This is a genomic window from Leucobacter sp. wl10 (assembly GCF_003569785.1).
GTDB lineage: Bacteria > Actinomycetota > Actinomycetes > Actinomycetales > Microbacteriaceae > Leucobacter.
In genome coordinates this window covers 63,907-84,033 of sequence record NZ_KZ983997.1, presented here as the reverse complement: position 1 = coordinate 84,033, position 20,127 = coordinate 63,907, and the positions used below count along the sequence as shown (strand labels likewise).

Below are 20,127 nucleotides of genomic sequence, written 5' to 3'. Positions count from 1 at the left end.
CCGCAGTTCCGGGTCACCGGAGGAGCTCAGAATCGCGTCAGGCGCCCCAGCCTCGATGCGGCCTCGTGCACGGCTCTCGCGACCGGCAGTATCCGCTCCGACAGGAACACGTCCGACGAGCCTACAACCTGGATCGCCCCGTGGACGGTCCCGCTCTCGCCTCTCACAGCGCTCGCCACTGACCGCGCGCCCAAGACGCGCTCGTTCTCCGAGACCGAGTAGCCGGAGCGCCGCACCTCTTCGAGGCTCTCGAGGAAGTCCTCTGGGGAGACGATATCGCCGCCCGCGGTCTCGAACGGCGCGATATCCTTCGCCAGCTCGCGGAGTTCCTCGTCGGGCGCGTGCGCGAGCAGAGCCTTACCCGCGCCGAGGTGAAGCGGGAGGCGCTCACCTACAGGAAGCTCGTATTTCAGCGGGTTGTCGCCCTCAACGCGCGCCACGACGATGCGCGCGCGCTGCGAGCGGACGAACAGGGAGGCCGTAAGCCCGGTACCTGCGGCGAGGTCCTGTAGAAACGGGCGCGCGCCACGGATCAACTCGCTACCGGTGAGGAACGCATGGGCTCCGAAGAGCAGGTTGATGCCTGCGCGGTACACAGAACCGTATCGCTCGACCCGCCCTCGACCCTCGAGTGTGCGGAGGATGCGTTTGACGGTCGGCACCGGCAGGTTCACACGCTGAGCGATCTCTGTGAGGCGAAGGCCGTACGGCTCGTCATCGAGCACTTCGAGGACGTCGATGGCGCGGCTCAACGACCGCATGTTTCCGGTCTCGGATTCGGCTGGCATCGGACTCCTGCGCTTGGCGTGGACTCAAAGCATTATTCCACGATCCGGCCACGGCCCGTCTTGATGACGGCGCAGCACCTGACCGTGGCAAGGTACAGTCCGTCTTCGCACTGAGTCTGCGGCTGGTGCCCCTCGTTGCTCAACAAGATCGGGCCGCTCCCGGCCCGCCCCTCTCCCGGGAGCGGCTACCTCTGATCGTCGCCCGTCCCCTGAGCCGTGCGCCGGCGAAGCCGCCGGATCAGCGATAGGACCCCGCCCGCGCTGAAGAAGACCGTCCCGACGGCTCCAACGACGAGCACGAGTTCCCGCGCGTAGCGCCTCCGGGTGCCCGGCGGCAGGATGTCCCAGGCCGTCCACGCGACGAAGAACACCCCGAGGCTGGCGACGGCCATGAGTATGGCCGCAACGGCGATCCATACCGAGGATCCGTCCGTCCGCGGGAGCGGCCGGCCGTGACGCACCGCCCGCCAGCGGAGGATCCCGACGATCAGGGAGCTGGAGAAGAGCAGCGTCACCACCGATCCGAGCAGCAGCTCCCCGGAGGCGGTCATGGCGACGCCGAGGGTGACGAACACCATCGACAGCGCCGTCAGCCTGACCGCCTGCCGCAGGCCCTCACGCTGTGCCCCGGATGGCGTGTGCCGAACCATTTCCTCTCCCTGCCCCGAGACGGGGTCGTGGTGCTTCCGGTGAGCGGCGGGGCGCCGGCGTCGATCCGGCCCGACCGAGAGCCGGTGGGGCGTGCTCCCCTACCGTCAGGAATGCGTCCGGCGACGGCTCGATGGGAAGGCGCTCCCGCTCAAAACTACCATCGCGCACCGCCCGGCATGCAGCGATTCTCCCGCCTCGCAGTGCTGAGGGCAATCAGCGTTCGTTCGGGTTCCTGTACAATCTGCGCTGCACGGCACGCATCGGATCCGGAAGCCGGCGCCAGCGCAGGCCGTCTCGGATGAAGCCCGCAGAAGGTCAGGATTCGAACTCGTCCTCGAACTCGGCCCCGTCTTCGGCGAGCAGGGCCTCGAGAAATGACTGTAAGTACTGCATAACAATCAGATTACGCTTCGATAACGGTTTTATCCAGCCCTCCCCGTAAACGGATCGCGCATGTTGCATGGCGTGACGGTGAACGCTCTGGCGGTGCCCGGGATCAGTACAGCTGATACCGGCGATCGTCGGTGTACCCGAAGAACTCCCGCTCGAACACGCCGCGTGCGCGTCGGGAGACGGCGAACCAGCGCTCCTCCAGCTCGGAGGTGCGCCCGCTCGGCAGACCGAGCACGCCGGCGATTCCCTCGAGATCGGTCCAGTCGGCGGGCAGGGTGTCGGATCGGCGGCCGGTCCACAGCTTCAACGCGGAGCGCACCCGGCTGGCGAAGCACCAGGAGTCGGCGAGGTGCGCCGCATCCTGAGGGGTGAGCATTTCGAGCTCCGCGGCCGCGTCGAGCGCGCGCAGAGTGGATACCGTGCGCAGCTCGGGGCGCCGAGCCCCCTCGCGCAGCTGCAGCAGCTGCACGAGCCACTCGACGTCGCTGATGCCGCCCGGACCCAGCTTCAGATGCCGCTTCGGATCAGCGCCCTGCGGCAGGCGTTCGGCTTCAACGCGAGCTTTGACGCGGCGCACCTCGCGCGCCTCGTTCTCCCCGAAGGCCGCGGGATACCGGATCTCATCGGCCATCGCGATGAAGTCGGCCCCGAGCGCCCGCCCTCCCGCCACGGGCCGCGCCCGCAGCAGGGCCTGCGCCTCCCACGTCACCGACCAGCGCCCGTAATAGCTCCGATACGCGTCGAGGCTGCGCACGATCGGACCGTTCTTGCCCTCGGGGCGCAGATCGAAATCGAGGTCGACCGGGAAGCGCGGATCCGACACCAGCCTCCGCAGCTCGGAGACGATGCGTCCCGCCGCCCGCGAGGCGCGATCCTGCGGCACCTCGGGCGGAGCTCTGAACACGGCGACGAGATCGATATCAGAGGCGAAGCCCAGCTCGCGCCCGCCGTAGCGCCCCAGGCCGATGAGGGCCAGCTCGAGGCCCGGCGGCGAGCCCCGCCCGGCGATGCTCGACTGGGTCGTGCGATCGTCGTGGAACAGAGCGATCAGCAGGCCGTCGAGCAGGGCCGTGTGAGCGGCGTCGAGGCCGATCGCCACCTCCTCGTCGTCGAGCGCGCCGACGACGCGCCCCATCGCGAGCCTCAGCACCTCCCTCCGATGCACCGCGCGCAGCGCGGCCGCCACCGCCTCGATGCTCTCCCTGCGCGACCCCAGCGACCGCATCTCCTCGAGCAGCGCGTCCAGCGCGACCGGCCGCAGCGACTCGTTCCGCTCGAGCCAGGCCACAGCGTCCGGAATGGATTCGAGCAGCTCCGCCGCGAAACGGGAGCACGACAGCACGCGCATGAGACGCTCCGCGGCATCGGTGCCGTCGCGCAGCAGCCGGAGGTACCACGGAGCCTCGCTGTTCGCCTCGCTCACCCGCCGGAAGGCGAGCAGTCCGTAATCGGGGTCGGTGCCCTCGGCCAGCCACTGCAGCAGAACCGGCATGAGGTTGCGCTGGATCCTCGCCCGCCTCGTGGTGCCGCGCGTGAGCGCCGCGAGATGGCGCATCGCCCCGTCCGGGTCCCGGAAGCCGATGCTGGTGAGCCGGGCGCGCGCCTCGTCGCTCCCGAGGACCAGCTCCTCCTCCGGCAACGCCGCCACCGCGCTCAGCAGCGGCGCGTAGAAGATCTTCAGATGGAGCTCCCGAACCTCCCGCTTCGTGCGCTCCCAGAGCGCGAGCAGGTCACCACCCGTGCCCGCGAGCCCGCTGGCTCTCGCGAGCACCCTGAGCCCCTCGTCGTCGAGCGGCATGATCGCCGTGCGGCGCAGTTCGCGCAGCTGGAGCCGGTGCTCGAGCACTCTGAGCGATCGGTAGTCGTCGGAGAGCCGTTCGCCGTCGCTGCGGGCAACGTACCCGCCCTCGACGAGCGCGCGCAGGGCGGGAAGCGTGCCGCGCAAGTGCAGCCGCTCGTCGTACTGACCGTGCACCAGCTGCAGCAGCTGCACGCTGAACTCGATGTCGCGCAGACCTCCGGGACCGAGCTTCAGCTGCACGTCGAGCTCGTCGTCGGCGATGTGCTCGGTGACCCGCTGACGCATGCGCTGCACCGAGCCCACGAAGTCCTCGCGCGACGACGACGCCCAGACGAGGTGCCGGGTGCGCCGCACGAACTCCCCGCCCAGCTCGAGATCACCGGCGAGCGGGCGCGCCTTGAGCAGCGCTTGGAACTCCCAGGCCTTCGCCCAGCGGTCGTAGTAGCTCAGCATCGAACCGAGGGTGCGCACGAGCGGCCCGTGCCGACCCTCGGGGCGCAGGTTCGCGTCGACCTGCCACAGCGGCGGCTCGAGCGCCGGGTCGTGGATCCCGCGCATGGTCTCGCTCGCCAGACGAGTGCCTGCGCGGATCAGCGCGTCGCCGCACAGCGCTTCCTCGTCGGCGCTCTCCACAACGAACATCACGTCGACGTCCGAGACGACGTTGAGCTCCTCGGCGCCGCACTTGCCCATGGCGACGACGGCCAGGCGAAGGGCGGCGAGGCGCTCCGGCGGCAGCGGGGGCCCCGAGATCCCCGCCGCGATCGTGGCCCGCCCCACGACGAGCGACGCCTCGATCGCCGCACCCGCGAGCGCCGAGAGCGACGCGGCGACCCCCTCGAACGCCTCGAGAGAGCGACCCTTGCGCGCGCACCGCAGGTCGTGCAGCATCACCGAGGCCAGCAGCTCGCGGTAACGCACTCGCAGCGCGTTCCACCCGATCTCGCCCGCGAACGCCGTGCCCGTCTCCGGGGCGGTCACGGCCGACAGGAGCTCGCCCCGGGCCGTCTCGAGGTCGATCGGCCCTCCTCCGCCCGCGAGGATCTCTCCGAGTCGCTCCGGGCGGCGCGTGAAGAAGTCCCCGAGCGCCGGCGAAGCCCCCACGAGCTGGCCCAGACGGCGCAGCGAACGCGCATCGAACTCCCCCAGCGCCCCCGGGTGCCGCTCCGCCAGGTGCCGCACCCGCACCAGCGCGGCGTCCGAGTCGGCGGCCCGCGAGAAGGCCTCGAGCAGGTCTCCGACCGGGGCGCCGATCAGACGGGCGAGCGCGTGCAGCTCGTCTCTCGCGGCGGAGAGATCCTGGAAGCCGGCGCGCGCGACATCGGCGAGCTTCAACGTCGTCTGCGCGCCGCCCGCATCCGCGTCGCGCACGGGCTACACCGTGTCGAGCATCGAGGAGAGCTCGTAGGGCGTCACCTGGCTCCGGTACTCGGCGACCTCGCGGCGCTTGTCGCGGATGAAGAAGGCGAACACCTGCTCGCCGAGCGTCTCGGCCACCAGCTCGGATCGCTCCATGACCGCGAGGGCGTGGTCGAGGCTCGTGGGCAGCGGATCGAAGCCCATGGCGCGCCGCTCGCCGTCGCTCAGCGCCCACACGTTGTTCTCGGCTTCGGGCGGCAGGTCGTATTCGTCGCGGATGCCCTTCAGGCCCGCCGCGAGCAGCACGGAGAGCCCGAGGTAGGGGTTGACCGCGCTGTCCAGTCCGCGGTACTCGACGCGCGCCGCGCCGCCTTTCCCGGGCTTGTACATCGGCACCCGCACGAGCGCCGAGCGGTTGTTGTGGCCCCAGCTCACGAAGGAGGGCGCCTCGTCGCCCCCCCACAAGCGCTTGTAGGAGTTGATGTACTGGTTGGTGATCGCCGTGATCTCGGGCGCGTGCCGCAGCAGACCGGCGACGAAGCGGCGACCGGTCTGCGAGAGCTGGTAGCGGGCGCCCGGGTCGTAGAAGGCGTTGCTGTCGCCCTCGAAGAGGGACAGGTGCGTGTGCATGCCCGATCCGGGCTGTCCCGGGATCGGCTTCGGCATGAACGTCGCGTGCACGCCCTGCGAGATGGCGACCTCCTTCACCACCGTTCGGAACGTCATCAGATTGTCGGCGGTGGTCAGCGCGTCGGCGTACCGGAGGTCGATCTCGTTCTGCCCCGGCCCCGCCTCGTGATGGCTGAACTCCACGGAGATGCCCAGATCCTCCAGCATGGCTACGCTCTCGCGGCGGAAGTCGTGCGCGGTCCCCCCCGGCACGTTGTCGAAGTAGCCGGCTCGGTCGACCGGAACGGGCCCGTCCGCGCCGAAATCCTTCGACTTGAGCAGATAGAACTCGATCTCCGGGTGGGTGTAGAAGGTGAACCCCTGCTCGGCCGCCTGCGCGAGGGCGCGCTTCAGCACGTTGCGCGGATCGGCAACGGCCGGCTCGCCGTTGGGCGTGCGGATGTCGCAGAACATGCGGGCAGTGGGAGCGGTCTGGCTGCGCCAGGGCAGCAGCTGAAAGGTCGACGGATCCGGCACCGCGAGCAGATCGGACTCGTAGGCGCGCGTGAGGCCCTCGATGGCGGAACCGTCGAAGCCGATCCCCTCGCCGAACGCGCCCTCCACCTCGGCCGGGGCGAGTGCGACCGACTTCAGCGTGCCCGAGACATCGCTGAACCAGAGACGCACGAATCTCACACCGCGCTCCTCGATCGTGCGGAGAACAAAATCGCGCTGCTTGCTCACACCGGCTCCGTTCGCTCGTGCGGGTCCCGGCCGGTATGGGCCGGAACGGGCAGCGCCGTCGCACCGCCAGCATCAGACTATCGCGGCCCCGTGACATTCGTGTTACGGGGCCGCGATAGAACTCCTCAGTCCTCGGCGGCCTCCTCCTCGGCCCACTTCCTGGCCCGCTCGGCGACGATCTCGTTGGCGCGGGCGGCCTCCTCGCGCGTCGCAAAGGGCCCGATGCGGTCGACCGACAGCGACTGCGGCCCCTCCTCCACCTCACCGGTCCGGGTGTTGAACCAGTACGTCTCCTGCGGGTCGTCGATGCCCCACTCCCTCTTGCTCATGCTGCCGTCTCCGATCGTTCTCCGCCTCGGCGATCTGCCGGGTGCACTTCATAGACTAGGAGGCATGCCATTCGACGCACACGGCCATCTCGTCCCGGGAGCGCTGCCCCCCGCCCGCGCGGTGCCCGCCCACATCGCGCGCCCTCCGTATGTCGGGCTCGCCGCGCCGCCGGGCTACGCGGGCGACAACACCTACACCGAGGTCGAGGTCGAGCGCATCCGCACCGCCGGCCGCATCGCCGCGCGCGCGCTCGACGCCGTCGGCGCGGCGGTGCGGCCGGGCGTCACGACAGCCGAGCTCGACCGCATCGCGCACCAGTGCGTCGTGTCGCAGGGAGCCTACCCGTCGACGCTGGGATACCGGGGCTACCGCGCCTCGTCGTGCACCTCGGTCAACGAGGTGATCTGCCACGGCGTGCCCGACGACACCGAGCTGCGCGAGGGCGACCTGGTCAACGTCGACGTGACGGCGTATCTCGACGGCTTCCACGGCGACACCAACCGCACCTTCCGCGTGGGCGAGGTCGCCGAGGAGGTCGACCTGCTGATCGAGCGGACCCACGAGGCGATGATGCGCGGCATCAGGGCCGCGAAACCGGGGCGCCAGGTGAACGTGATCGGCCGCGTGATCGAAACCTACGCGAAGCGCTTCGGCTACGGCGTGGTGCGCGACTTCACGGGGCACGGCGTCGGCGCGGCGTTCCACACCGGACTCATCATCCCCCACTACGACTCGGCGCCCGCCTACAGCGACGTGATCGTGCCCGGCATGGTCTTCACGGTCGAGCCGATGCTCACGCTCGGCGTGCACGAGTGGGACCAGTGGGAGGACGGGTGGACCATCACCACGCGCGACAAGAGCCTCACCGCGCAGTTCGAGCACACCGTCGTGGTGCGCGAGAACGGTTTCGAGCTGCTCACCCTCTCGGAGTAGGGGGCGGGAGCGGAATGGGCCGGCTGTACGCCGGGTTCTGTCCCGCCGATCCGGAGATCGGCGGTGACGGTCATCTCTCTCGGAGTGCCGTTGCCGACACCCTCTAGCGGCCCACCCGCAGGCTCGGCGAGGAGCGTCAACGCCTGCTGTCCGGCCTTGCTGCGAACGAGGTTTGCCTGGCCGCCCGTGTCACCACGAACGCCGGTGGTCTCTTACACCACCCTTTCACCCGGACCTCCCGGCTGCGCCGGAAGGCTGGTCTACTCTCTGTTGCACTTGCTCGCGGGTTGCCCCGGGTGGGTGTTACCCACCGTTCTCCTCTGTGCAGCCCGGACGTTCCTCGGCGCGTGCACCGAAGTGCCGCGACGCGACCGTCCGCCGGCCCATTCCGGGATCCAGTCTACTCGCTCTCGCCGCGCACCAGGATCGCCCCGGTTCCCGGGCAGAACACGAGCTCGTCCGGCGCCGCCGCCCTGATATCGCTGAGCTCCGCCGGGGCGAGCGCCATATTGCTCGCCTCGGAGACATTGCCGCGCAGGCGCGCCGCGCCGATGCCGATGCGCCCCCGCAGCTCCTCGTAGAGCTCGAGCAGGTCGCGCTGGATCTCCGCGGCGAGCCCCGCGCGCTCCACCGTCTGAGAAGCGATCTCGCGGTCGAGCCTCTGCTCGGACGCTTCGAGGCTCGTCTCGAGTGCGGCGCGTCGCTCGTCGACACCCGCGAGCAGCCGCTCGGCCTCGGAGAAGTCGGCCTGCGCCCGCTCCTGCACCTCCATCAGCTCGAGCTCGCGATCCTCGAGCTCGCCCTTCCGCCGCGCGAGCGTGTCGAGCTCTCCCTGCAGCGCCTGCGCCTCCTTGCTGGAGGTGCTCGCCGAGAGCAGCTGCTCATCGCGCTCGCGCCGCTGGCGCACCATCGTGATATCGGCCTCGACGCGCGCGATCTCGGCGTTCTGAGCGTCGAGATCGCGCTGAGCCGCCATGAAGCGACCGCGCGCCTCCGCGATCTCGCCCGCGAGGCCCTCGAGCTCGGCTCGCTCGGGCAGCGAGACCCGCTTGCGTCGCAGCTGGGCGATCGTGTGGTCGAGCTGCTGGAGGTCGAGCAGCAGTCGCTGCTGGCGAGGGCTGGCCTTCATGGGGTCAAGCCTACTGCTCCGCGCCGACGGCGAACGTCCACGGATCGGTCCGCAGCGGGCTCACGCGAAACTCGACGCCGGGGATGCGCTCCGCGAGCCGCGCGGCCGCGCCCTCGAGCCAGAGCGACTCGCTCGCCCAGTGCGCCACGTCCACGAGCGCGGGCCCGCCCGCGGCGGCCGAACGCTCGAGCGACTCCTGCGCCGGGTGGTGCCGCAGGTCGGAGGTGAGGTAGACGTCCGCGGCGCGCACGGCTGGGTGGTCGAGCAGGCCGTCGCCCGCGCCGCCGAGCAGCGCGACCCTGGAGACGATCCGATCGGGATCTCCGGCGACGCGCACCCCGCTCACGGTGGCGGGCAGGATCGAGGCCGCGCACTCGGCGAAGGCCCGCAGGGAGAGCGGTTCCACGAGGACGCCGACGCGGCCGATCCCGAACACCTCGTCCGAGCGCGGACCCGGGGCGGGCACGATCGCCGCCGCGTCGGCGAGCCCGAGCCGCTCGGCGATCGCCGCCGAGACGCCGCCCTCAGGCTGGTCCGCGTTGGTGTGCGCCGCGTAGAGCGCGCAGCCGCCGCGGATGAGCCGGGCGAGCAGCGCGCCCTTCGAGGTGTCCTCGGCGACGGTGTGGACGCCCCGCAGCAGCAGCGGATGGTGGGTGACGAGCGCATCCGCGCGCCACTCGAGCGCTTCGTCCACGGTCGAGGCGACGGCGTCCACCGCCAGCAGCACGCGGCGCAGGGGCGCGTCGTCGGCACCCGACACGAGACCGACGCGATCCCACTCCTCCGCGGTCTCGACGGGCCAGAGCTCCTCGGCGGTCTCGCGCAGCTCGCGCAGGGTGTGCGTCGTCATGCCGCCTATCTTCTCAGAAGTCTCCGCGCGAACACGTTGCCGAACAGCTGCACCAGCTGCACGATCAGGATGATGATCAGCACCGCCGACCAGGTGATCCACGGGTTGAACTGGCGATAGCCGTACTGCAGCGCGAGGTTTCCGAGCCCGCCGCCGCCGATGACGCCGGCCATCGCCGTCATGTCGACCACCGCGATGAACGCGAAGGTGTAGCCGAGCACCACGGGCCCGAGCCCCTCCGGGATGAGCACCGTCAAGATGGTCCGCGTCGGGCCGGCGCCCATCGCGCGCGACGCCTCGATCACGCCGGGCGGCACGGTGAGCAGGTTCTGCTCCACCAGGCGGGCGATGCCGAAGGTCGCGGCGAAGGTGAGCACGAAGATGAGGGCGCGGTCGCCGATGCCGGTGCCGACGACGACCCTCGCGAGCGGCTGGATCGCGGCGATGAGGATGACGAACGGGATCGGTCGGAAGAAGTTGACGAGGAAGTTGAGGATCCAGTAGAGGGCCCGGTTCTGCAGGATCCCGCCCTGCCGGGAGACGGTGAGGAGGACGCCGACCAGGAGGCCCAGGACGCCGCCGAGCCCCATCGCGATCACGACGTAGACGAGGGTCTCGACGGTGGCCTCGAGGAACTTCCCGTTCGAGAGCAGTTCGATGAGCTTGTCCATCAGGCCAGCACCTCCAGGTCGGTCTCCTGCGCGAGCGCGGCGATGGCGTGCTCCACCCTCAGGTCGTCGCCGATGAGCTCGAGCGTGAGCCTGCCGAAGCTCCGCCCGCCGACGTCGGTGATGCCGCCGTGCACGATGCTCACGCCCACGCCGCGCTCGGCGAGGATGCGGAACACGACGGGCTGATCGACGTCGCCGTCGCGGAGCGTCAGCGAGACGAGCCGCCCACGGTGCCGCTTGCGCAGCTCCTCGAGCTGCTCCGCCTCGGGCTCCGTCGGCAGCGCCGTCGCGACGAAGCGGCGGGTGGTGGCCGTCCGCGGATCCGAGAACACCTCGAACACTTCGCCCTGCTCGACGGCCCGCCCGCCGTCCATGACGGTGACGCGATGCGCGATCTCGCGCACGACCTCCATCTCGTGGGTGATGAGGATGATCGTGATGCCGAACTCCTCGTTGACGCGCTTCAGCAGCGCCAGCACCTCCCGCGAGGTCTGCGGGTCGAGGGCGCTCGTCGCCTCGTCCGCGAGGAGCACGCCGGGGTTGGTCGCGAGCGCACGGGCAATGCCCACGCGCTGCTTCTGACCGCCCGAGAGCTGATCGGTGTAGGCCTCCGCCTTGTCGGCGAGCCCGACGAAGTCGAGCAGCTCGGAGACACGGCGCCCGCGTTCGGCGGGCGCGACGCCGGCGACGACGAGCGGGTACTCGACGTTCTTCGCGACCCGCTTCGAGTGGAACAGGTTGAACTGCTGGAAGATCATGCCGATGCGTCCGCGCACGGCGCGGAGTCTCGACTCGGGGAGGCTCGTGATCTCGTCGTCGCCGACGACGATGCGCCCCGACGTCGCCTGCTCGAGCCCGTTGACGAGCCGCAGCAGCGTGCTCTTCCCGGCCCCCGAGTAGCCGATGATCGCATGGATCTCGCCGGAGGCGACATCGATCGACACGTCGTCGACCGCGACCACGGGCGCGGCGCCCTTGCCGCGCCCCGGGTAGCGCTTCGACACGCCGGTCATCTGGACGCGCGTCATGGATTCACCCCTTCACCGTCGATGCGGGACCGCCTCGGATCACGAGGCCGCCGCGCGGATCTCCTTCTCGGCGTCGGCCTGGACCTGCTCCAGCTCGGCGACCGGCGTGTCGAGCAGGATCGCGCTGCCGCCCGAGTTCTCGAGCACGCCCTGCTGCACCTCGTCGTTGGTCTGGTAGATCTCGACGAGCTTCCGGTACGTCTCGTTGTCCTTGTCCTCGGCGCGAACCGCGAAGATGTTGATGAACGGCTTCGCCCCCTCGTCGCTGGGATCGTCCTGGTACAGCGCGTCGGAGAACTCCAGGCCGGCATCGGTGACGAAGTCGTTGTTCACGACGGCCGCGTCGACGTCGGCGAGGGAGGTCGCGGTGAACGACGCGTCCATCTCGGTCACCTGCACCCTCGATGCCTTGGGATCGACATCGTCTGGGGTGGAGAACAGCGTGCCCCCGTCCCTGAGCTTCACGAGGCCGGCGGCCTGCAGCACGTTCAGGGCGCGGGCGCGGTTCGAGGGATCGGAGGGCACCGCGACGGTTCCGCCCTCGGGGATGTCCTCGAGCTTCCGATGCTTCGTGGAGAACACGGCGAGCGGATAGATCGCCGTCGCGCCGATCGGCACCAGATCATCGTCGTTGGCGACGTTGTAGTCGGCGAGGTACTGGATGTGCTGGAACTGGTTGAGATCGAGTTCGCCCTCGCTGAGCGCGGGGTTGGGCTGGTTGTAGTCGGTGAAGTCGACGAGCTCGACCTGGATGCCCTCCTCGGCGGCTGCCGCCGTGAAGGTCTCCCAGTACGGATCGCTCGCGCCGACGACGCCGATCCTGACCGTCTCGCCCGCGGTGCCGCCCGAGCCGCTTGCCGAGCAGCCCGCGAGCGCAGTCGTCGCGGCGAGCGCGAGCGCGATGAGCGGAGCGGCGAGAGCGCCGCGCTTCTTGAGAGCCATGTTGTTCCTCGAAAACTCGCTGGGGAATGATGGAGGCGCGGTGCGACCGCGCCGATCCCCCAGCCTGATGGAACCGGCGCCGCCGAGAGAAATCGCGGTGTCACGCGGCGTCATCCGCATGGGATACTGGGAGGAGACGTCGAAACGTCGCCGGCGGGCAGGCCGATCCCTCTTCGAAGCATTGAAAGGAACCCTCCGTTCACATGATTCAGCGCGCTGATGCTCACCTTGAGACGTGGAAGGCGAAGCAGGAACTCGCGGAGCGGATGATTCCGCTGATCGGTCAGCTCTACCGCGACCACGACGTGGTCATGTCCGTGCACGGCCGGAGCCTGGTGGGGCGCTCCCCCATCGACATCATCCGGGCCCACAGCTTCGCCCGCAAGATCGACGACGTCGAATTGCCGCTCACGGAGACCTCGGCCGTGGTCGAGGCGCTCGCGCGCATCCAGCCCGGCCCGGTCTCCGTGGATCTTGCGCTCCTCGCCAACGGCTTCCGCGCCACGGGCGGCGCAGACCTCGACGCCTACCTGCGCGAGCAGCTCGCTCCGGCGCTCGAGGCGCAGCCCGGCCGGGGCACCGACGTCGTGCTCTACGGATTCGGCCGCATCGGCCGCCTGCTCGCCCGCATCATCATCGACCACTCGGGCAGCGGCCGCGGCCTCAACCTGCGCGCCATCGTGGTGCGCAGAGGGTCGGAGAACGACCTCGCGAAGCGGGCCAATCTGCTGCGCCGCGACTCCGTGCACGGGCCGTTCAACGGCACCATCAAGGTGCTCGAGGACGAGAACGCGATCCTCGCCAACGGCGTTCGCATCCAGGTCATCTACTCGGACGATCCGGCGAGCGTCGACTACGCGCGGTACGGCATTCAGGACGCCATCCTCGTCGACAACACGGGCAGGTGGCGCGACGCCGACGGGCTCTCGCAGCACCTGCGGAACCCGGGCATCGCACGTGTGCTGCTCACCGCCCCGGGCAAGGGCGACATGCTCAACGTGGTCTTCGGCGTCAACAACGACCGGATCACCGCCGAGCACACGATCCTCAGCGCCGCCTCCTGCACCACCAACGCGATCACGCCGGTGCTCAAGGTGATCAACGACCGATTCGGGGTCAAGCGCGGTCACGTCGAGACGGTGCACTCGTACACCAACGACCAGAACCTCATCGACAACTTCCACAGGGGCGACCGCCGCGGTCGTTCGGCGGCGCTCAACATGGTGCTCACCGAGACCGGCGCCGCGAAGGCGGTCTCGAAGGCGCTTCCCGAGTTCGAGGGCAAGCTCACGGGCAACGCGATCCGCGTTCCCACCCCCGACGTCTCGATGGCGGTGCTCAATCTGCAGCTCGAGAACGAGACGACGCGCGACGAGCTCAACCGCTTCCTCGAGCAGGTCTCGCTGACCGGTGGGCTGCGCACCCAGATCGACTACGTCGAATCGGCGGAGATCGTCTCGACCGACTTCGTGGGATCCAATCGCGCCGGCATCGTGGACGGACTGGCCACGATCGCCACCGGCGACAGCGCCGTGCTGTACGTCTGGTACGACAACGAGTACGGCTACAGCTGCCAGGTGGTGCGCGTCATCGAGCAGCTGGCCGGAAACCACCCCGCGCACCTCCCGGCGCGCGAGGCCTGATCGTTTCGCCGACCCCACACACCCTCGAGAAAGGACCGGAAGATGTCGGAGAAGTACCTCATCGGAGTAGACGGATCTGAGCAGAGCCGGGTGGCGCTGGCATGGGGGCTCTCGCGCGCAACCGCGCGCGGCGCCTCGGTGGAGCTGCTGCACGTGGCCGACGACTCGTTCCTCTCGGAGAGCGTCGCGTTCCTCTCCGAGGCCCAGGAGGCCTCGGAGCAGATGCTGCAGGCCGAGACGGAATACGCCCGAAGCCTCGGCTTCGCGGGGAAGATCTCGGGCACCGCCGTGGTCGGGCACCCCATCGCCGAGATCGAGGAGGCCTCCAAGCGGGCCGACCTGCTGATCCTCGGCGCACACGGCGGAAGCCGATTCGCGGGATCGTTCTTCGGCACCCGCGCCGTCAAGGCGGCCGCCACGGCGCACTGCCCGGTCGCGGTGATCCCCAAGCATGAGGCGCAGCCGGGGGGCGGCGTGGTGGTCGGCGTCGACGGTTCGGAGGCCTCCAAGAAGGCGATCTCGTTCGCGGCCGAGGAGGCCTCCCGGGGCGGCGTGCCGCTCATCGCCGTGTACGCGTGGATGCCGCCGCTCACCCCCGGCCTCGAGTACCTGTGGAGCGAGGAGCTCGTCGAGTCGCAGCGCTCGGCGGCCGAGGAGGCGATCGCCATCGGCGTCGCGGGCCTCGCCGAACGGTACCCCGATCTGGAGATTCGTCGTGAGATCGTTCAGTCGCCGCCGGTGTCGGCGCTCGTGCAGACCGCCGGGCACGCCGAGCTGCTCGTCGTGGGCAGCCGCGGCCGCGGCGGCATCTCGAGGCTGCTGCTGGGCTCGGTGAGCCACGGCGTGCTGCAGGCCCTGCCGTGCCCGGTCATCGTGACGCGGGCGTGAACCGGCGCATCCGACCGAGGAGAGGATGAGCGACATGTCTGAGGTGCGGATCGATCGTGTGGTGACGAGCGGGCTCGTCGGGATCGGCCGGGACGGGTATCCGACCGGAGGCGTCGAACTCGAGAACAACGTGTGGGTCGTGGGCGACGACGCCGAGGCGATCGTGATCGACGCTTCGCACGACGCCGAAGCGATCGCGCGGGCGGTGGGCGACCGGGAAGCGCTCGGGATCCTGCTCACCCACGGCCACGAGGACCACGTGAATGCGGCGCTCGAGGTCGCGGAGCAGCTCGACGCCCACGTCTATCTGCACCCGGCCGACCTGTTCCTGTGGGAGCAGACCTACGGCACCGGGACGCCCGACTTCGAGCTCGCCGACGGAGCGGGCTTCTCGATCGCGGGCGCAGAGATCGTGGCGCTGCACACCCCCGGGCACACCCCCGGGTCGGTCTGCTTCGCGGCGCCGACGCTCGGGACCGTGTTCTCGGGCGACACGCTCTTCCGAGGCGGGCCGGGCGCGACGCGCTGGGACTACTCCAGCTTCGATCAGATCATCGCCTCCATCCGTTCCCGCCTGTTCACCCTGCCCATCGAGACGAGCGCGCGGCCGGGACACGGGGAGAGTACGACGATCGCCCACGAGCAGCCCGATCTCGAGGCCTGGATCGCGCGAGGCTGGTGAGCGCCTTCGGCGGCTGACGGGGCGCCGGGGTCACCCGTCGGCGGGGTAGAGCGGGTTGTGACCGGGCGCCACGCGCTCCGGCTCGGGGACCGGCCCCGGAGCGGATCCGTCGCCGAAGGGGGAACCCCCGAGACGCTCGCGGCCGTGCGGTTCGAGCCAGTTCGAGAGGTCGGGGCCGTCGGGCACGATCCGGGTCGGATTGATGTCGGTGTGCGTCGCGTAGTAGTGCCGCTTGATCTGCACGAAGTCGACGGTGTCGCCGAACCCGGGGGTCTGGAACAGGTCGCGCGCGTACGCCCAGAGCCGGTCCATCTCGGCCAGCTTGTTGCGGTTCGTCTTGAAATGCCCGTGGTACACCGCGTCGAAGCGCACGAGCGTCGTGAAGAGGCGCACGTCGGCCTCGGTGATCGTGTCGCCGACGAGGTAGCGGCTGCCGGCCAAACGCTCCTCCAGCCAGTCCATCGCCTCCCAGAGCCGCGCGTACGCCGCGTCGTAGGCCTCCTGGCTGCCTGCGAAGCCGCAGCGGTACACCCCGTTGTTGACCTCGGTGAACACGCGCTCGATCACGGGCCACATCTCCTCGAGCCGCTCGCCCGGCAGCAGGTCGGGGGCGCCCTCGCGGTGGAACTCCCGCCACTGGGTCGAGAAGTCGATCGTGATCTGGGGGTAGTCGTTCGTGACGACCCCTCCGCTCGGCACATCGACGAGGGCGGGCACCGTGATGCCGCGCGGATAGCCCGGGAACCGCGCGAAGTAGTTCTGCTGCAGGCGCTCGGTGCCGAGCACGGGATCCACCCCTCCCGCGTTGTCCGGGGAGCCCTCGAGGTCGAAGGTCCAGGATCGCGCGTCGTGCACGGGGCCCGGGCGCCCGAGCGAGATCACGTGCTCGAGTCCGAGCAGCCGCCGCACGATGAGGGTGCGGCCTGCCCATGGGCAAGCCGCCGCCGCGACGAGCCGGTACCTCCCCGGCTCGACCGGCCACGCCTCCGCTCCCGGGGCGAGCCCGTAGCCGAGGGAGCCGACCTTCGAGGGCGGTGGCGGCTGCAGCTCGCGGATCGTCGCCGGGTCGGCCACGATGCGATCCTCGATGTAGTTGGTGTCGCGCTCGAACGGCGCGCCGCCGGTCACGTATCCGCCCATGTCGTGCCCATCCGCCCTCTCCGCTGTCATGAGCCCGAGCCTACCGGGAGCGCGCGGAACTCGCGATCGTGGTACACCATCGGCTCGTGAGCCTCGCCGAAGCGCGCGTCGAGCACCTCGGCGATCACGACCACCGACGAGCCGACGCCCAGGGAGTGCAGGGTGCGGCAGCGCAGCGCGACGCGGGACGCGGGCAGATACGGTTCGCCGGTGGGCAGGATCTCCCATCCCTGATCCGGGGTGAAGCGCTCGGCACCGGAGACGGCGAACGAGCGCGCGATGTCCGGGTGGCGCGCGTCGAGCAGGTGCACCAGGTAGGTGTCGGCCCCCACTATGCCGCCGGCGCTTCCGGTCGCGCGGGTCACCGAGAAGGAGAGCGCCGGGGGGTCGACTCCGACCGAGGCGACACTCGAGGCGGTGAGGCCGACGGGACCAGCCGCGGTCTGCGCGGTGATGAGTGCGACACCCGTGGGATGCTCGCGGAACGCTCGCTTGAGCGCCTCACCACCGGTCTCCACATCGATCCGCCGAGTCGCGCCGCTCACGTCCGGGCCCATTCCTCAATCTCCCTTCGCGCCGCGATCCCTCGCGGCCCACTGAGTCCTCCAACACCGCCGCTTCCCAGAACATTCCGGGCGATCCTGCTCTCGCGACACGCGTAGGCTGGTGGCATGAAGCTTCGCGAGATCCCGCTGACCACCATCGATGGAGAAGACACCACGCTCGCCGCCTACGCCGATCAGGCCGTGCTCATCGTCAACGTCGCATCGCGCTGCGGGTTGACCCCGCAGTACGAGAAGCTCGAGGATCTGCAGCGCCGCTACGGCGACCGCGGCCTCACGGTGCTCGGCTTCCCGTGCAATCAGTTTCTCAATCAGGAGCCCGGAGACGCCGAGGAGATCAAGACCTTCTGCTCGACGAGCTACGGCGTCACCTTCCCGCTCATGGAGAAGGTGCGCGTGAACGGTCGCCGTAAGCACCCGCTCTACGCCCTGCTGCACGAGGTGCCGGACGCCGACGGCAAGACCGGGCGCGTCAAGTGGAACTTCGAGAAATTCGTGGTCGCCCCCGATGATTCGGTCGCGCGTTTCCGACCGCAGGTCGAACCCGACGACCCCGAGGTGATCGCCGCGATCGAGGCCGCCCTGCCCGCCTGATCGACCCTCCCCGGTAGTCTGAACAGCAACCCGTCGTCACAGGGGCGCGTCGCGCCGGAAAGGGGGCACCGTGGTGCTCGAGGTCGGCGCGCAGGCGCCGGATTTCACGCTGTCGGATCAGCGCGGCGAGGAGCTCACGCTGTCCGAGATCGTCGCGGAGGGACCTGTCGCGCTGGTCTTCTTCCCGTTCGCGTTCTCGGGCATCTGCACCGGTGAGCTGTGCGAGCTGCGCGACAACCTGTCGGTGTTCTCCGACAGCAATGTGCGGCTGGTGGGCGTCTCGGCCGACTCCGTCCATACGCTGAGGGCGTGGGCCGAGCAGGAGGGCTACCAGTTCTCGATCCTCTCCGATTTCTGGCCCCACGGCGCCGTCGCGAAGCAGTGCGGGGTGTTCGTGGAAGAGGCCGGCATCGCCACCCGCGCCACGCTGGTGGTCGGCGAGGATCGCCGCGTGCTCGCGTCGTTCGAGACCGCGCCGGGTCAGCCCCGCGACTTCTCGGCGTACCGGGACGCGCTCGCCGCCATCGGCTGATCGCGCTGATTCGCGACCGCCCGGAGAGTTGACATACACTTGGCAGGTCCGCCTCGCGGTCACGGGCCTTTAGCTCAGCTGGTAGAGCGCCACGTTTACACCGTGGATGTCGTCGGTTCGATCCCGGCAGGGCCCACCCGCTCCCAAACTCCCTTTGTTTGGGCAAAATACCTGATCAAAAGGATTTTGGCGTTGGTGCGCTGTGATGGTTTCCGGCTCTGCCCTCGCAGATCGTCGATGCTCAAAGCGCATGTGCTGGTACGTCATGGTGGCTTTGGCTGTTCACAAGCTGTCAGAGAAGGCGGCCACTCGGGCGCCATGAGCCGCGTCTTTTCGGGTTTCTCGACAGGGTGATGCGCGAGACGCCGAGCCGCTGGGCTCAGACTCGTCAGATCCATCCCGAGCATTGCCCGTGAGGGATCGTTCCCTGTCTCGTAAACGATTGAGCCACCCGATAACCCGTTGAGAACGACTCCGGCCCGATACCCTTCTCTTCAGCGGGTTCGGCAACCGGCCCGGCGGGCCGACGGATCATGGTGACGGCACGAAGCCGGTCAGAGGCCGAATCAGACCCGGGAAACGCTCCTACCGGCGTCAACGTCAGACGTTGATGCTCGCTCACTTTCCTCAGCCGATGGCTTCCCACCGCAACCCTTGAAGCGACGGCGCCTCTATGTCGATATTCTAGTACTAGGATAAGAACATGGCGTTGACTCCGGCAGAGCTCACAATCCTCGGCCTCATCATCGAGCGACCGGCCCACGGCTACGACCTCGAACAGGTGATCGAGCAACGAGGTATCCGCCAGTGGACGGAAGTTGGGTTCTCCTCGATCTACTACCTACTCGCCAAACTGGAGAAGCGCGGACTCGTCCAGGGCGCGCAACCCACGCCAGGGATGAAGCCACGTCGCGTCTTCCACGCCACGGACGAGGGTAGGCACGTCGCCCGGCGAGACGTGATCGCCCAGCTCATCGAGGCCCACCCGGTTCCGCATCCGTTCCTTGTGGGCGTTTCCAACCTGCCGCTTCTTACCGAGCGCGAATACACCGATGCAGTGCGCGCCCGACTCCCGCAGATCGAAGCCCGCATCACCGCGGTCGAAGAAGCCGAACGATCCCAGGCCCCGCTCCCGCTTGCTGCGCGAGAGGTGTTCTCCTACGCACTGAGCCTCTTGGAGGCGGAAAGGTCGTGGCTCGCGTCCCGAGTCCAGGCATCCCATGACTGACAAGATCGACTTCAAGAAGTCTCTCGATAGCTATCAAGCCCCGCGCGGACAGTTTCGCATCGTGGATGTTCCCGACATGCAATACCTCATGATCGACGGGCACGGCGACCCCAACACCGCTCCGGCCTACACGGAGGCTCTTTCGGCGCTGTATCCGGTCGCCTACAAGCTCAAGTTCATCAGCAAGCGAGAACTTGAACGCGACTACGTCGTTCCACCGCTGGAGGGTCTGTGGTGGGCGGAGGACATGGACGCGTTCACCGCCGCACGCGACAAGTCTCGATGGGACTGGACGATGATGCTCATGGTTCCCGACTGGCTCGACCGGGATTCGTTCCAGAGCGCGGTCGAGCAGGCCGGGGCCAAGAACAAGCCCGCTCGCCTGGACGGGGTTCGCCTCGAAACGCTCTCGGAGGGGCGCTGTGTCCAAACGCTCCACTACGGCTCCTTCGATGATGAAGGCCCCGTGCTGAAACGCATGCACGACGAGTTCATCCCCGAGAACGGCCTGCGCGTAGACGGCAAGCACCACGAGGTCTACTTCAGCGACTTCCGCAAAGTCACCCCCGACAAGCTACGCACGATACTCCGCCAGCCCGTCAGCTTCACAGCAACGACCTAAACACTGC

At 69.1% G+C, this 20,127-nt stretch carries 20 protein-coding genes, 1 tRNA gene and 1 other RNA gene; 9 read left to right on the top strand and 13 right to left on the bottom strand.

The features are described 5' to 3' along the window. Window positions 1–26 precede the first annotated feature (26 nt). The 5 genes from D1J51_RS11235 to D1J51_RS11215 all read right to left on the bottom strand — a co-directional run bounded on the left by D1J51_RS11235 (window position 27) and on the right by D1J51_RS11215 (window position 6,674). Window positions 27–788: an IclR family transcriptional regulator gene (locus D1J51_RS11235; RefSeq protein ID WP_119075287.1), complete on the bottom strand. Its 762-nt coding sequence runs from the start codon at window positions 786–788 to the stop codon at window positions 27–29. Between the two features lie 185 nt (window positions 789–973). Next, entirely contained in the window at window positions 974–1,438 is a 465-nt protein-coding gene (locus D1J51_RS11230) for a hypothetical protein (RefSeq protein WP_119075286.1), read from the bottom strand. 497 nt (window positions 1,439–1,935) lie between these two features. Further along, window positions 1,936–5,004 (bottom strand): bifunctional [glutamine synthetase] adenylyltransferase/[glutamine synthetase]-adenylyl-L-tyrosine phosphorylase, encoded by a 3,069-nt coding sequence (locus D1J51_RS11225; protein WP_205547872.1) that lies wholly within the window; start codon window positions 5,002–5,004, stop codon window positions 1,936–1,938. 3 nt (window positions 5,005–5,007) lie between these two features. Continuing rightward, window positions 5,008–6,345 (bottom strand): type I glutamate--ammonia ligase, encoded by a 1,338-nt coding sequence (glnA, locus tag D1J51_RS11220; protein ID WP_119075285.1) that lies wholly within the window; start codon window positions 6,343–6,345, stop codon window positions 5,008–5,010. A gap of 125 nt (window positions 6,346–6,470) precedes the next feature. Continuing rightward, window positions 6,471–6,674, bottom strand: a complete 204-nt coding sequence (locus D1J51_RS11215) for a methionine aminopeptidase (RefSeq protein ID WP_119075284.1) — start codon at window positions 6,672–6,674, stop codon at window positions 6,471–6,473. Window positions 6,675–6,738: 64 nt separating this feature from the next. Here D1J51_RS11215 and map point away from each other — a divergent pair, with 64 nt between their 5' ends. Continuing rightward, entirely contained in the window at window positions 6,739–7,608 is an 870-nt protein-coding gene (map, locus tag D1J51_RS11210; RefSeq protein ID WP_119075283.1) for a type I methionyl aminopeptidase, read from the top strand. A gap of 10 nt (window positions 7,609–7,618) precedes the next feature. Here the strand turns inward: map and rnpB are convergent. From rnpB to D1J51_RS11180, 6 genes are all read right to left on the bottom strand, one after another. Then, an RNA gene (gene rnpB / locus D1J51_RS11205) (RNase P RNA component class A) lies at window positions 7,619–7,995 on the bottom strand. Window positions 7,996–8,008: 13 nt separating this feature from the next. Further along, the gene (locus D1J51_RS11200; protein WP_119075282.1) at window positions 8,009–8,737 is read right to left on the bottom strand and encodes a zinc ribbon domain-containing protein; all 729 of its coding nucleotides are present in this window, start codon (window positions 8,735–8,737) and stop codon (window positions 8,009–8,011) included. Window positions 8,738–8,747: 10 nt separating this feature from the next. Then, window positions 8,748–9,587, bottom strand: a complete 840-nt coding sequence (locus D1J51_RS11195) for a Nif3-like dinuclear metal center hexameric protein (protein ID WP_119075281.1) — start codon at window positions 9,585–9,587, stop codon at window positions 8,748–8,750. Window positions 9,588–9,592: 5 nt separating this feature from the next. Beyond that, on the bottom strand, window positions 9,593–10,258 hold the full coding sequence (locus tag D1J51_RS11190; RefSeq protein ID WP_119075280.1) for a methionine ABC transporter permease: 666 nt from the start codon (window positions 10,256–10,258) through the stop codon (window positions 9,593–9,595). Next, window positions 10,258–11,286: a methionine ABC transporter ATP-binding protein gene (locus D1J51_RS11185; RefSeq protein ID WP_119075279.1), complete on the bottom strand. Its 1,029-nt coding sequence runs from the start codon at window positions 11,284–11,286 to the stop codon at window positions 10,258–10,260. Before D1J51_RS11185 ends, D1J51_RS11190 begins: the two co-directional genes overlap by 1 nt. A gap of 39 nt (window positions 11,287–11,325) precedes the next feature. After that, entirely contained in the window at window positions 11,326–12,228 is a 903-nt protein-coding gene (locus D1J51_RS11180) for a MetQ/NlpA family ABC transporter substrate-binding protein (protein ID WP_119075278.1), read from the bottom strand. 203 nt (window positions 12,229–12,431) lie between these two features. Here D1J51_RS11180 and D1J51_RS11175 point away from each other — a divergent pair, with 203 nt between their 5' ends. Genes D1J51_RS11175 through D1J51_RS11165 form a run of 3 tightly spaced genes read left to right on the top strand, consistent with a single transcriptional unit; the run spans window position 12,432 to window position 15,441 of the window. Further along, window positions 12,432–13,871, top strand: coding sequence for a glyceraldehyde-3-phosphate dehydrogenase (locus tag D1J51_RS11175; RefSeq protein ID WP_119075277.1), 1,440 nt, complete (start codon window positions 12,432–12,434; stop codon window positions 13,869–13,871). A gap of 42 nt (window positions 13,872–13,913) precedes the next feature. Further along, complete coding sequence (locus tag D1J51_RS11170) at window positions 13,914–14,759, top strand: universal stress protein (protein WP_119075276.1); 846 nt, start codon at window positions 13,914–13,916, stop codon at window positions 14,757–14,759. 34 nt (window positions 14,760–14,793) lie between these two features. Beyond that, window positions 14,794–15,441, top strand: coding sequence for an MBL fold metallo-hydrolase (locus D1J51_RS11165; protein WP_119075343.1), 648 nt, complete (start codon window positions 14,794–14,796; stop codon window positions 15,439–15,441). A gap of 30 nt (window positions 15,442–15,471) precedes the next feature. Here the strand turns inward: D1J51_RS11165 and D1J51_RS11160 are convergent, their stop codons facing one another. After that, the gene (locus D1J51_RS11160) at window positions 15,472–16,611 is read right to left on the bottom strand and encodes a glutathione S-transferase family protein (protein WP_119075275.1); all 1,140 of its coding nucleotides are present in this window, start codon (window positions 16,609–16,611) and stop codon (window positions 15,472–15,474) included. Beyond that, the gene (locus tag D1J51_RS11155; RefSeq protein WP_119075274.1) at window positions 16,608–17,138 is read right to left on the bottom strand and encodes a flavin reductase family protein; all 531 of its coding nucleotides are present in this window, start codon (window positions 17,136–17,138) and stop codon (window positions 16,608–16,610) included. The genes D1J51_RS11160 and D1J51_RS11155 overlap by 4 nt, the downstream gene beginning before the upstream one ends. A 114-nt stretch (window positions 17,139–17,252) precedes the next feature. Here D1J51_RS11155 and D1J51_RS11150 point away from each other — a divergent pair, with 114 nt between their 5' ends. The 5 genes from D1J51_RS11150 (at window position 17,253) to D1J51_RS11130 (ending at window position 20,120) form a co-directional block, all read left to right on the top strand. Beyond that, window positions 17,253–17,738, top strand: coding sequence for a glutathione peroxidase (locus D1J51_RS11150; RefSeq protein WP_119075273.1), 486 nt, complete (start codon window positions 17,253–17,255; stop codon window positions 17,736–17,738). A 70-nt stretch (window positions 17,739–17,808) separates the two neighbouring features. Next, window positions 17,809–18,270 (top strand): peroxiredoxin, encoded by a 462-nt coding sequence (locus D1J51_RS11145; protein WP_119075272.1) that lies wholly within the window; start codon window positions 17,809–17,811, stop codon window positions 18,268–18,270. A 63-nt stretch (window positions 18,271–18,333) separates the two neighbouring features. Next, a tRNA-Val gene (locus D1J51_RS11140) sits at window positions 18,334–18,406 on the top strand. 567 nt (window positions 18,407–18,973) lie between these two features. Beyond that, entirely contained in the window at window positions 18,974–19,498 is a 525-nt protein-coding gene (locus tag D1J51_RS11135; protein WP_119075271.1) for a PadR family transcriptional regulator, read from the top strand. Continuing rightward, window positions 19,491–20,120: a GyrI-like domain-containing protein gene (locus D1J51_RS11130; RefSeq protein WP_119075270.1), complete on the top strand. Its 630-nt coding sequence runs from the start codon at window positions 19,491–19,493 to the stop codon at window positions 20,118–20,120. The genes D1J51_RS11135 and D1J51_RS11130 overlap by 8 nt, the downstream gene beginning before the upstream one ends. Window positions 20,121–20,127 lie beyond the last annotated feature (7 nt).

What these genes read in the sequence shown, in the direction of transcription:
- D1J51_RS11200 (WP_119075282.1), bottom strand. Translation starts at nt 8,737, where the DNA reads ATGAAGGCCAGCCCTCGCCAGCAGCGACTGCTGCTCGACCTCCAGCAG.
- D1J51_RS11135 (WP_119075271.1), top strand. Translation starts at nt 18,974, where the DNA reads ATGGCGTTGACTCCGGCAGAGCTCACAATCCTCGGCCTCATCATCGAG.
- D1J51_RS11175 (WP_119075277.1), top strand. Translation starts at nt 12,432, where the DNA reads ATGATTCAGCGCGCTGATGCTCACCTTGAGACGTGGAAGGCGAAGCAG.
- D1J51_RS11130 (WP_119075270.1), top strand. Translation starts at nt 19,491, where the DNA reads ATGACTGACAAGATCGACTTCAAGAAGTCTCTCGATAGCTATCAAGCC.
- D1J51_RS11180 (WP_119075278.1), bottom strand. Translation starts at nt 12,228, where the DNA reads ATGGCTCTCAAGAAGCGCGGCGCTCTCGCCGCTCCGCTCATCGCGCTC.
- D1J51_RS11160 (WP_119075275.1), bottom strand. Translation starts at nt 16,611, where the DNA reads ATGACAGCGGAGAGGGCGGATGGGCACGACATGGGCGGATACGTGACC.
- D1J51_RS11215 (WP_119075284.1), bottom strand. Translation starts at nt 6,674, where the DNA reads ATGAGCAAGAGGGAGTGGGGCATCGACGACCCGCAGGAGACGTACTGG.
- map (WP_119075283.1), top strand. Translation starts at nt 6,739, where the DNA reads ATGCCATTCGACGCACACGGCCATCTCGTCCCGGGAGCGCTGCCCCCC.
- D1J51_RS11165 (WP_119075343.1), top strand. Translation starts at nt 14,794, where the DNA reads ATGTCTGAGGTGCGGATCGATCGTGTGGTGACGAGCGGGCTCGTCGGG.
- D1J51_RS11150 (WP_119075273.1), top strand. Translation starts at nt 17,253, where the DNA reads ATGAAGCTTCGCGAGATCCCGCTGACCACCATCGATGGAGAAGACACC.
- D1J51_RS11170 (WP_119075276.1), top strand. Translation starts at nt 13,914, where the DNA reads ATGTCGGAGAAGTACCTCATCGGAGTAGACGGATCTGAGCAGAGCCGG.
- D1J51_RS11235 (WP_119075287.1), bottom strand. Translation starts at nt 788, where the DNA reads ATGCCAGCCGAATCCGAGACCGGAAACATGCGGTCGTTGAGCCGCGCC.
- D1J51_RS11230 (WP_119075286.1), bottom strand. Translation starts at nt 1,438, where the DNA reads ATGGTTCGGCACACGCCATCCGGGGCACAGCGTGAGGGCCTGCGGCAG.
- D1J51_RS11195 (WP_119075281.1), bottom strand. Translation starts at nt 9,587, where the DNA reads ATGACGACGCACACCCTGCGCGAGCTGCGCGAGACCGCCGAGGAGCTC.
- D1J51_RS11185 (WP_119075279.1), bottom strand. Translation starts at nt 11,286, where the DNA reads ATGACGCGCGTCCAGATGACCGGCGTGTCGAAGCGCTACCCGGGGCGC.
- D1J51_RS11190 (WP_119075280.1), bottom strand. Translation starts at nt 10,258, where the DNA reads ATGGACAAGCTCATCGAACTGCTCTCGAACGGGAAGTTCCTCGAGGCC.
- D1J51_RS11155 (WP_119075274.1), bottom strand. Translation starts at nt 17,138, where the DNA reads ATGGGCCCGGACGTGAGCGGCGCGACTCGGCGGATCGATGTGGAGACC.